This is a genomic window from Streptomyces sp. NRRL S-495 (assembly GCF_000966955.1).
GTDB lineage: Bacteria > Actinomycetota > Actinomycetes > Streptomycetales > Streptomycetaceae > Kitasatospora > Kitasatospora purpeofusca.
In genome coordinates, this window is record NZ_JZWY01000006.1 from 1 (window position 1) to 9,376 (window position 9,376).

5 protein-coding genes are annotated in these 9,376 nt (G+C 75.2%); 1 reads left to right on the top strand and 4 read right to left on the bottom strand.

Annotation, left to right across the window (positions count from 1 at the left end):
* The 3 genes from VR45_RS00690 to VR45_RS00700 form a co-directional block, all read right to left on the bottom strand.
* Nucleotides 1-3,783: type I polyketide synthase (locus VR45_RS00690; RefSeq protein ID WP_159394084.1), on the bottom strand; the 3,783-nt coding region annotated here is incomplete at its 3' end.
* Nucleotides 3,784-3,977: 194 nt separating this feature from the next.
* The gene (locus VR45_RS00695) at nucleotides 3,978-4,856 is read right to left on the bottom strand and encodes a sterol desaturase family protein (protein ID WP_078896115.1); all 879 of its coding nucleotides are present in this window, start codon (nucleotides 4,854-4,856) and stop codon (nucleotides 3,978-3,980) included.
* A 179-nt stretch (nucleotides 4,857-5,035) separates the two neighbouring features.
* Nucleotides 5,036-6,067 (bottom strand): Lrp/AsnC family transcriptional regulator, encoded by a 1,032-nt coding sequence (locus VR45_RS00700; protein ID WP_045937704.1) that lies wholly within the window; start codon nucleotides 6,065-6,067, stop codon nucleotides 5,036-5,038.
* Between the two features lie 128 nt (nucleotides 6,068-6,195).
* Here VR45_RS00700 and VR45_RS00705 point away from each other — a divergent pair, with 128 nt between their 5' ends.
* Nucleotides 6,196-7,725 carry an MFS transporter gene (locus VR45_RS00705; RefSeq protein ID WP_045937705.1) on the top strand — a complete coding sequence of 510 codons (1,530 nt, stop codon included), beginning with the start codon at nucleotides 6,196-6,198 and terminating at the stop codon, nucleotides 7,723-7,725.
* On the opposite strand, the gene VR45_RS00710 is transcribed toward VR45_RS00705, so the two are convergent.
* The gene (locus VR45_RS00710) at nucleotides 7,654-9,033 is read right to left on the bottom strand and encodes a hypothetical protein (protein ID WP_159394085.1); all 1,380 of its coding nucleotides are present in this window, start codon (nucleotides 9,031-9,033) and stop codon (nucleotides 7,654-7,656) included. The two genes, VR45_RS00705 and VR45_RS00710, sit on opposite strands and share 72 nt — an antisense overlap.
* Nucleotides 9,034-9,376 lie beyond the last annotated feature (343 nt).

The window sequence follows — 9,376 nt, forward strand, 5'->3', positions numbered from 1 at the left end:
TTCGGCCAGCAGGTCCGGGGCGTCACCGGCGGCCGGAAGCTCCGCCCAGGCCGGTTCGGCGAGCCAGCCGTCGATGGTGCCGAGGCCGACCGCGGTGGCGGCCCGCTCGACGTCCGCGGCCCGGAAGCCGGTGACCCCGCCGAGCGGGGCGCCCTGCTCCTCGTACACCGCGAGGTCGCCGAGGAGTTCGGCCCCGGCGTCCCGGGTGACGGTGGCGTGCACCCAGAGCGGGCGGTCGCCGACCGCGTCCAGCCGGACCTCCCCGATCGCCACCGGCAGCCGGATCCCCCGGCCGTCCGCCGGCCGGTCGGCCAGCAGCTGGGGCGTCAGCAGGGTTTGGAAGAAGGCGTCCATCACCACCGGGTGCACCTGGTGCCGCTCGCCCTGCCCGGCGACCCCGGCGGGCGGGCGGATCCGGGCGAGTGCCTCGCCGGGGCCGATCCAGACCTCCTCGATGCCCTGGAAGGCGGGGCCGTAGTGGTAGCCGAGCGCGGCGAGTGCGGCGTAGCAGTCGGGCCCGGCGAGCCGGCGCAGCGCCCGCCCGCGGACCGCCTCCGCGTCCAGCGGGCGGCCGGACCGGCGGCGCTGGCCGGGGCGGACGGTGCCGACGGCGTGCACGGTGCGCTCACGGCCCTCGCCGGTGGCGACGGTGAAGGCGCCCTGCTCGGCGCAGAGGGTGAGCCGGACGGCGCGGCTCTCGTCGTCCGGCAGCAGCAGCGCCTTGCGCAGCTCGACGTCGGCCAGGGCGGCGTCCGTCCCGCCGGTGAGCGCGCGGACCGCCTGGACGGCCATCTCCAGATAGCCCGCGGCCGGGAACACCACGTCGCCCTGGATCCGGTGGTCCTCCAGGTACGGCAGGGCCTCGGCGTCCAGCCGGGCCTCCCAGGCCGGTTCGGCGCCGGGCAGCCGGCGGCCGAGCAGCGGGTGGTCGACCCGCCCCTGCCGGACCTCGGCGACCGCCTTCGGCTCGACCCAGTGCCGGTCGCGCCGGAACGGGTAGCGGGGCAGCGGGACGATCCGCCCGGCGGGCTGGAGCACCGACCAGTCGACCTCGACGCCGAGGTTGTGGAGCGCGGCCAGTGAGGCGGTGAAGGTGGCCTGTTCGTCCTCCTGGCGGCGGATCGAGGGCAGGGTCCGCGGCTCGGGCCGGTCGGCCGTGCCCGGGTGGGCCTCGACGGTCTCCTGGATCGAGCGGCCGAGCACCGGGTGCGGGCCGATCTCCAGGAACAGGCCGTAGCCGTCGTCGGCGAGCCGCTCCACGGCCTGCCGGAAGCGGACGCTGTCGCGGACGTTGTGCCACCAGTACCCGGCGTCCAGCTCGGTGCCGCGCGCGGTGCCCTCGCGGCCGGTGAGGTAGAGCGGGGTCTGCGCCGGGCGGGCCTTGATGTCGGCGAGCGACTCCAGCAGCTCGTCCTTGATCAGGTCCATCCGGGCGCTGTGGTACGGGACTTCGACGGTCAGCGGGCGGGCGAAGACCTGCTCGGCGGTGAGCGCGGCGGCCAGTTCGGCGAGAGCGGGAGCGTCCCCGGCGAGGGTGAGCGCGGTGGGGCTGTTCACGGCGGCGACCGAGACCGCGCCCCCGTACGGGCGGATCCGGCGCAGCGCCTCGGCCTCGGTGAGCGAGACCGCGAGCATGCCGCCGGTACCGGCCAGCTCCTGCTGGAGGCGGCTGCGGTGGAACACCACCTTGACCGCGTCGGCGAGGTCGTAGACCCCGGCCTCGTAGAAGGCGGCGACCTCGCCGGTGGAGTGGCCGACGATCGCGTCCGGCCGCACGCCCCGGCTGCGCCAGAGCGCGGCCAGGCCGGTCTGGACGGCGAAGTTGGCGGGCTGGGCGAGCCAGGTCTCGGCCATCCGGGACGCCGCCTCGTCGGCGGTGAGCTCGTCGATCAGCGACCAGCCGGCCAGCTCGGCGAGGTGCTCGGCGCAGGACTCGACGGCCTCCCGGTAGACCGGTTCGGTGGCGAGGAGCCGGCGGCCCATCGCCCACCACTGCGGGCCCATCCCGGTGAAGACCCAGGCGAGTCGGCGGTGCCGGGCCTCGCGGCGGTGGCCGGTGAGGACCCGGGGGTGCGGTTCACCGCGCAGATGGGCGGTGAGCGCCTCGTCGAGCGAGGCGCGGGCGGCGTGCTCGCGGGCGTCGTAGACGACCGAGAGCCGGGCGTCGTGGTGCTGGCGGCGGTGGGCGAGGGTGTGGCCGAGGTCGGCCGGGCGGGCCGGGCTGCCGCCGCGGACGCCGGCCAGTTCGGCCTGGACGCCGGCGGCCAGTTCGGGCAGGGCGGCGGCCTCCCTGGCGGTCAGCGGCAGCACCGTCCAGTGCGGGCGCCCCTCGGCCGGTCCGGGCGCGGCGCTCTCCTCGGTGGCGTCGGCCGGGGCGGGCCCGGGCGCCGGTGACGGCTCCGGCGCGGCCTCCAGCAGGACATGGGCGTTGGTGCCGCCGAAGCCGAAGGAGTTGACCCCGGCCCGGGCCGGGCCCTCGTGGGCCGGCCAGGGGGTGACCTCGGTGGGGATCTCGTACGGCAGGGCGTCCGGGTCGATCGCCGGGTTGAGCCGCTCCAGATTGATGTGCGGCGGCACCGTCCGGTGCTTGAGGGCGAGCGCGGACTTGATCAGCCCGGCCAGGCCGGAGGCCGACTCGGTGTGCCCGATGTTGGTCTTGACCGAGCCGACGTAGCACTTGTCGCCCGGGCGGCGCCCGATCGCGAGGGCCCGGGCCAGGGCGCCCGCCTCGATCGGGTCGCCGACCGGGGTGGAGGTGCCGTGCGCCTCGACGTACTGGAGGCTGCCGGGGACGATCCCGGCCTCGGCGCAGACCCGCTCGATCAGGGTGACCTGGGCGTCCGGGTTGGGCACGGTGATGCCGTTGGTGCGGCCGTCCTGGTTGACGCCGCTGCCGATGACGACGGCGTGCACCGGGTCGCCGTCGCGCAGCGCGTCGGAGAGCCGTTTGAGCGCGACCACCGCGACGCCCTCGGCCCGGACGTAGCCGTCGGCCGCCGCGTCGAAGGTGCGGGAGCGGCCCTGCGGGGAGAGGAAGCCGCCCTTCGTCTCCGCGATCGTGTACTGCGGGGCGATGTGCAGCAGGGTGCCGCCGGCCAGGGCGAGGTCGGTCTCGCCGCGCTGCAGGCTCTGCACGGCGAGGTGGACGGCGACCAGGGAGGAGGAGCAGGCGGTGTCGAGGGAGACGCTGGGGCCGCGGAAGTCGAAGCAGTGCGAGATGCGGTTCGACACCATCGTCATCATGGTGCCGGTGGCGGTGTGCGCGGCGAGGGTGTCGAAGGAGAGGTCCGAGAACTGGACGATCTTGTAGTCCAGAGTGAACGCGCCGACGTAGACGCCGACCTCACGGCCGGCCAGTTCGGCCGGCTTCTGTCCGCCGTCCTCCAGTGCCTCCCAGGCCACCTCCAGCAGTTTCCGCTGCTGCGGGTCCATGTGGTCGGCCTCGCGGCCGCTGATGCCGAAGAACGCCGGGTCGAACTCGTCGAAGCCGTCGATGTAGCCGCCCCGGCCGCCGACCAGCCGGCCGGGCTTGGCCTTGTCCCGGCTGCCGAGGGTGGCGACGTCGTAGCGGCTGCGCGGGGTCGGGGTGATGCAGTCCTTGCCGTCGAGGAGGTTCTGCCAGTAGGAGCGGTGGTCGCTCGCCCCGCCGGGCAGGCGGCAGCCGATCCCGATGATCGCGATCTTCTCCCGTCCGGTGCCTGGCGCGGCGGACGGGCCGCCGGGGGCGGTGCGTTCGGAGGGATCGGGGAGGTCCGGGGAGGTGACGAAGCGGGAATCCGTCATAGGAGTCGAGTCCTTGGGTCGCTGCGTTCGCGCGCGCGGGCGGGCTGCGGGAGCGCCGCGCGCGCCGGGGGGACAGCGGCCGCGCGCCGGGTTCCGGGCAGGCCGGAAGCCGGGTCGGCCGCAGGGGCGAGCCGGTCGGGAGGAGGAGCGGGGACGGAGCGGGGACGGAACGGTGGGACGGGACGGGGCGCGGCTCAGGAGGTACCGGTCGGGGACCGCTGGGCCCGGGCGGGGCGGCGCCAGGCCTGGAGGTGGCTGGCGACCACCCGGCCGGTGGCGGGGAAGTCGGCCGGATTCGCCAGCCCCACCGCGAGCGGCCGGCGGCCGGGCCGCCAGGTGAAGCTGCCGAAGGCGTGGTCCCACACCGACAGGTCGGAGCCGTAGTGCCCGGCCTCCGCCAGATCGGTGCTGTGGTGCAGGCGGTGCTGCTCCGGACCGGCGAGCACATGGTTGAGCGGGCCGATCCGGACATCGATGTTGGCGTGCACGAAGTAGCCCTGGGCGACGACGAACATGCCGACCACGAACACCGTCGGCGCCGAGAACCCGGCCGCGGCCAGCGCGAGCTGGACGGCGCCCTGGGTGAGCAGCACGTCCAGCAGGTGGTTGACCCCGTTGTTGCCGACGTTCACCTTGTCGGGCACGTGGTGGATGCCGTGCAGCCGCCAGAGCCGCGGACTGGTGTGGCACCAGCGGTGGACCAGGTAGTTGGCCAGCGATCCGAGCAGCAGGGCGGCCGGGATCTCCACCCAGGGCGGCAGGGCCGACCGGGGCGGGGCCAACCAGCCGACGAGGGCCGCCACGGGCACCTGGGACAGTGCCCCGCCGATCATCGTCAGCAGGAAGTAGACGCCGTACCAGCCCCACTCGCGCACGCTCGGAGACCATTCCGGTTCGTACGGAATCAAACGTTCGAGCAGGGACATGAAGGCGATCACGCCGAGCAGGAACAGCTGGTTCACCCGGTCGAAATCCCAGCGCAGACGCAGGGCCGCGACGGCTATCCCGACCAGGACGACCAGCAGGAACGGGTAGGCGACGTGGCGCAGCACGGTTCGAACCTGCTCGCCCATGACGACCCCCTTCGCCGTCCGCGGCCGAACGGTCACCAAAAGTGTTCGTTCAGATACTAAGGGTGCCCCGAAGTCATGGCGAGGCATTTTCGAGGGGAATCATGGAATTCTCGATTTGTCTGATGATCTGTAGACAAATAATTAGCCAGGACCCACGATGATCCGGCCAGGGGCGGGCTTTATGGATTATTCGATGACGGAATCATCATCCCGGCACGTTTGACGCTCCGGAGCAGCGGAGCCGTCTCCACCGCGACCACCCCCTCCAGCTCGCCCAGCCCCTGCGTCAGGTAGTCGTAGAACGCCCCGGTGTCCCGGCAGACCAGCCCCGCCACCAGGTTGCTCGGCCCGGTGGTCGCCGCCACGAAGCCCACCTCCGGGTGCTCCGCCATCGCCCGGCCGACCGCCGCCAGCCGCCCCGGCGCCACCGTCAGCCAGCAGAACGCCTCCACCTCGAAGCCGAGCGGGCGGGGGTCCACGTCCACGTCGAAGAAGAGCAGCCCGCCGTCGACCAGCGCGGCCAGCCGCCGGCGCACCGTCGTCTCCGGGCTCCCCGCCCCGGCCGCCAGCGCGGCCAGCGGCGCCCGCCCGTCCACCGCGAGCGCCGCCAGCAGCGCCCGGTCCAGCCCGTCCGGGACATCTGGAACGTCCGGAACGTCCGGCCTGCCCGGGGCACTCGGCCCGGCACCCGGGGCATTCGGCCCGGCTCCCGCCGCGGCGCGGAGCCGGCCGATCTGCTCCTCGGTCAGCGTCGAGGTCCGCCCGCTCCACGCCACCTGCCCGCCGACGTAGGTGCGCAGCAGGTAGTGCGCGGAGACCGACAGCACCCGCGGGCTCCGGGGCAGGGCGCCGAGCAGCAGTTCCTCGCGCTCCGGCCGCAGCCGCGCGCGGGCGTTGCAGACGATCTCACCGCCGGACAGCAGGCTCACCCAGGAGGTGTCCGGCCGCCGGGCCAGCGCCTCGGCGAGCGGGGCGGCGGCGTCGGGCACGCACCGGATCCGGGTCAGCCAGTCGACCTGGCCGAGCCGCCGGGCGTCGGTCCGCCCCACCACCCGCACCACCCCGGCGGCGCGCAGCCGCTGGTAGCGGCGGGCGACCGTCTGGTCGGACACCCCGAGCACCTCGGCGATCCGCCGGAACGGTGCCCGGCCGTCCAGGTGCAGGGCGTGCAGCAGTGCCCGGTCCAGTCCGTCCAGCGTCACGGTTTCCACCAGCCGGATGGTAGGTGATGTCGAGATCCACCGGAACCATCCCCGTGAGCGGCGCGACAGCGGCCTCCGGACCGAAAGTGACGGGGCGTCCGGCCGCAAGGGCCGGGCCTGGACGAGGGGGAACGGGGATGCGCAAGTGGGGACCGCTGGTCGCGGTCTGTCTCGGGGTGTTCATGCTGCTGACGGACGTCAGCATCGTGATCGTGGCCCTGCCGGACATCGGCGCCGGGCTGGACATGGACTTCGACGGCCTGCAGTGGGTGCTCGACGGCTACGCGCTGGCGCTGGCCGCACTGCTGCTCGGCCTCGGCGCCCTCGCCGACCGGGTGGGCCGCCGGCGGGTGTACACGGTGGGCCTGGTGGTGTTCGCGCTCGCCTCGCTGGCCTGCGGCCTCGCCCCGGACGGCGCCACCCTGGTGGGAGCGCGGATCGTCCAGGCGGGCGGCGGCGCGGCGATGTTCGCCACCGCGATGGCGCTGCTCAACCTCGCCTACCGGGGCCGCGACCGGGCGGTGGCCTTCGGCGTCTGGGGCTCCGTCAGCGGAGCGGCGGCGGCCGTCGGGCCGGTGGCCGGCGGCGTGCTCACCGAGTACCTGGGCTGGCGGTCGATCTTCCTGGTGAACCTGCCGCTCGCGCTCGCCGCCGTGGTGCTGGCCCGGCGGACGCTGCCGGAGTCCCGCGACCCCGGCGCCCGCCGGCTCGACCTGCCCGGCGCCGCGGCCTTCACCGTCGCGGCCGGGGCGGCCGTACTGGGGCTGATCCGGGGCGGGACGGACGGTTGGACCTCACCCGCCGTGCTGGGCGCGGGCACCGCCGCGGTCGTGGCGCTCACCGTGTTCGCGCTGGTCGAACGGCGCAGCCCGCACCCGCTGCTGTCGCCCGCGCTGCTGCGCCGGCCGGCCTTCACCGGGGTCCTGCTGTGCGGCGCCGTCTACTCGGCCACCGCCTTCTCCGGCCTGCCGTACATCTCGCTGTGGCTGCAGTCGGTGCTCGACCTCGGCCCGATGGCCGCCGGGCTCACCCTGCTGCCGATGAGCGTCGTCGCCTTCGCCGTCCCGGCGCTGGCGGGCCGTCGGCTCGCCGCGCTGCCGGTCGCGGTGCCGCTGGCGGGCGGCCTGGCCGTGATCGGGCTGGGCACGCTGCTGCAGGGCGTCCTGGACGGCTCCTCGGGCTGGGCCGCCCTGCTGCCCGGCCTCGCCCTGACCGGCCTCGGGATCGGTGCGGTCAGCCCGGTCCTGGCGTCCGCCGCGATGGCGGCCGTCCCGCCCGAGCGCGGCGGCATGGCCGGCGGCGCCCTCAACACCTTCCGGCAGCTCGGCCAGGCGCTCGGCATCGCCGTCCTCGGGCTCGTCCTGCACGGGGGCCTGCGCGACGCCCTGACCGGGCACCCGGCGGCCGGCCCCGACCCGGACGCCACCGCCGGCGCGCTGGCCGCCGGCCGGCCCCCGGCCGGGCTGCCCGGGGAACTGCTCCGGACCGCCTTCGCCACCGGCCTCGACCGCACCCTGCTGGCCGCCGGCCTCACCGCCCTGGCGGGCGCCGTGCTGGTCGCGGTGCTGCTGCGGCGCCGGCCGGAGGCGGCGGGGTCACCGCACGGCCAGCCGCCAGCGGCCCTTGAGGCCCCAGGTCTGGACCGCCACCAGACAGCCGGACGGTAGCTCCACCGGCACGTGCCGCCGCCGACCGAAGGTGCTGGTGGCGCCGAGCGGGTTCAGCCGCTCGTCCAGCACGGTCGCCTCCGCTAGCCCTCCGTGCCACCGCCCGGTCCGCACGGTCAGCCGCCCCGGAGGCCCGGCCCAGCGGACCACCTCGGCCCCCAGGCCGGACAGCCGACCGTCGAAGACGGGCACCGCCGCGAGCGGGACCACCTCCAGCCGCCAACGGCCGCTGCTCTCCACCCGGACCTGCTCCGGTTCGCCCGGCTCCGGCGGGCCGCCGACCGGTATGGCGCCGCCCCACTCCTCCGGGCTGCCGTACCTGGTCGCGATCCGCCGGCCCCCGGCCTCGACCGTGACGGACGAGGCCTTGTCCGCGAGCGACCAGGCCCGCAACACCGCCGGGGGCCCGGTGTAGGCCAGGACGTCGTGTCCGGTGCCGTCCGCCCGGCCGACCAGCTCACGGGCGTCCTCGACCGGCAGCAGTTCCAGCCGCCACGCGCGTCGGCCGCGGGTCACCTCGGCCCGGAACGGGCCGAGCGCTCGCCGGTCCGGGTCGGCCCGCACCAGTACGCGCTGGACACCGTTCTTTGCCATGGCATGGACGAACGCCAGACTCCGACCGGCGTGGTCCTCCAGTCCCAGCAGGACTCCGTCCGCAGTCTCGACCTCCAGCAGGGCCGGACCCGTCCCGTCGGGCCACGCGAACACCTCGCGGCGGTCCCCGATGCCGTGCCGCACCGTCTCCGTCGACGGCGGCAGGTCCGCCGGGCGGCCGGTGAGCGACCACTCCTCCCCCTGCTCGACCACCAGCAGCTGCGGGCCCTCCAGCAGCAGCGTCCAGTTGTCCGACCGGTAGAGCTTCCCGACCCGGTCACCGGTCGCCAGCACCTCCCGGTCGCCGTCCGCCGTGGGCCGGACCAGCCGGAAGAGCTGGGCGTCGTTCGCCGAGGACCGGTGCGTGACGTCGACCAGCACAGTGCCGCCCGGGTGGACCAGCACCCGGGGACCACTACCGGTGACCCGGCCGGTCAGCTCGGCCGCCTCCGCCGGGTCGTGCAGCCGCAGCTGCCACCGGCGTGGGCCCGTCACGGTGATCCGGCGCAGCTCCTCCTGCCGTGCCGGGGGGACCAGCACGCTCCAGGCCCCCTTCCCCCGGTGCAGCTCGGTGCCGTCCGCCCCGCCCGCGAGCACGGTGATCTCCTCCAGCCTGTCCACCGTCACGGTCAGCACCACCGTCCGGGCCGGGGCCGGGTAGTCGACCTCCACCGTCCTCCCGCCCCGGGCGGTCCACTCCGTCCGTTCCCCCATCGCGTCCTCCCCCTTCAACGGCAGTGTCGCCACCGGGTGGCGACGGGCACCACCCCGCGGACGTCACAACCCCGCGACACCGCCGCGGGGCGGGACCGATCTGGCGGGGATATAGGCGCGGGCGGAACCGTGGTCAGGACGCCCGCTCCCTCGGTCCCGAAGGACGCCCATGACCGACTCCGCAGCCCGATGGTGGCGGGCGTCGCGGTCGAGGCGGGCTGAGGTAGCCGAACGACAAGGAACGGCCGGGAGTGGGAAGTCGGTCGGCCCGACTTCCCACTCCGGGGAGGGTCACTGGGGTATGTGGGTGTGGGGTTGGTGGTCGGTCTGGTGGGCGGTCCAG

Excerpts from the sequence above, each read along its gene's own strand:
- VR45_RS00695 (WP_078896115.1), bottom strand. The coding sequence starts at position 4,856 with ATGGGCGAGCAGGTTCGAACCGTGCTGCGCCACGTCGCCTACCCGTTC.
- VR45_RS00705 (WP_045937705.1), top strand. The coding sequence starts at position 6,196 with ATGCGCAAGTGGGGACCGCTGGTCGCGGTCTGTCTCGGGGTGTTCATG.
- VR45_RS00710 (WP_159394085.1), bottom strand. The coding sequence starts at position 9,033 with ATGGGGGAACGGACGGAGTGGACCGCCCGGGGCGGGAGGACGGTGGAG.